Origin of the sequence: Corynebacterium sp. HMSC29G08 (genome assembly GCF_001806875.1) — a bacterium.
Lineage (GTDB): Bacteria > Actinomycetota > Actinomycetes > Mycobacteriales > Mycobacteriaceae > Corynebacterium.
The window spans coordinates 1-1,234 of sequence record NZ_KV786196.1; the positions used below are offsets into that span (position 1 = coordinate 1).

At 54.2% G+C, this 1,234-nt stretch carries 1 protein-coding gene; it reads left to right on the forward strand.

What is annotated here, in order from left to right; genetic code table 11:
- Nucleotides 1-155: 155 nt before the first annotated feature.
- Nucleotides 156-1,234: IS21 family transposase (istA, locus tag HMPREF3101_RS00005; RefSeq protein WP_070461778.1), on the forward strand; the 1,079-nt coding region annotated here is incomplete at its 3' end.

Here is a 1,234-nt window from a genome sequence, read left to right on the forward strand (position 1 = left end):
TGTCGATTCGGGGTAGTTGGTACCGTGAGTCCGCGTAGTTGGTACCGGTGTTCCACGTACCCGGTACTGCAAGGGGTTTTCTTTCATAGTTGATGTTGGCGACACCACAATCCGGTGGTGTCGCGTCAACATCTACTTGGAAGGAGCGGGTCCTTGTGGCCAACTTCAAACAGATCATCGCGATGTGCCTTGACGGTGCAAGCTATGCGCAGATCACACACGCATTGGGATGTTCACGACGAGAAGTATCCCGCGCAAAGAAAGTCATCGCTGATGAGGCACTAACGCCAGAGCGTTTCCGTCAACTCTCACCGGGATGGTTCGATGATCGATTCAGCGACGGCCGGAGTAAGCGGACGATGTCCTACGACCAGCCTGATTTTCAAGCCCTTGCACGCAAGCTGCAAAGCAAAAAGCATGTGACCAGGCACAAGCTGTGGATGGACTACTTGTCGCAGCCGTGTCCGACGGACAAGACAAAGTACCAGTACTCCCAGTTTTGCAGTGGGCTCAATGAATTTCTCCGTGCTCATGATCTTGTCGAAGTCGTCATCCATGAGCCGGGGCAAGAGCTTTACGTTGACTGGGCCGGTGACAAAGTGCCAGTGGTGGATCAGGCCAGTGGTGATACCGCATTCAAGGCGTCGCTGTTTGTCGCGGTATGCCCGTACTCAGGGCTGATGTACGTCACTGCTGCTGCAAATGAGAAGATGCCGGCTTGGATTGCATGCCACGTCAAAGCGTTGAACTATCTTGGCAAATTACCGGCGGTCATCGTGCCGGATAATGCCTCTACGGCGACCTACCGGCCGAGAAAGCATTCAGGCTACCGGATGGTCACTGACCGCTACGCAGCGTTTGCCGACTATTACGGGGTCACGATTGTGCCGACTAGGCCCGGCAGGCCACGCGACAAAGCGGCAGTAGAACGTGCTGTGAAAATCGCCTACACCAAAATACTCGGGTATTTCAGCGACGAGGTCTTCTACAATCTCGATGAACTCAATGAGGCAATCGCTGACCGGCTTGCCGATATCAACAGCGCAATGACACGGGCTGATGGCACAACACGGCGCATGCGTTTTGAGCAAGAAGAAGCACCAGTGATGCGCGATCTGCCGCCGATACCGTTTACGGAAGTGTCATACAAGCGGCTCAAAGTCGACCGTAATTGGCACATCACCTGTGACTACCAGTACTACTCTGTGCCATTTCAGCTGGTAGGAGAGGCAGT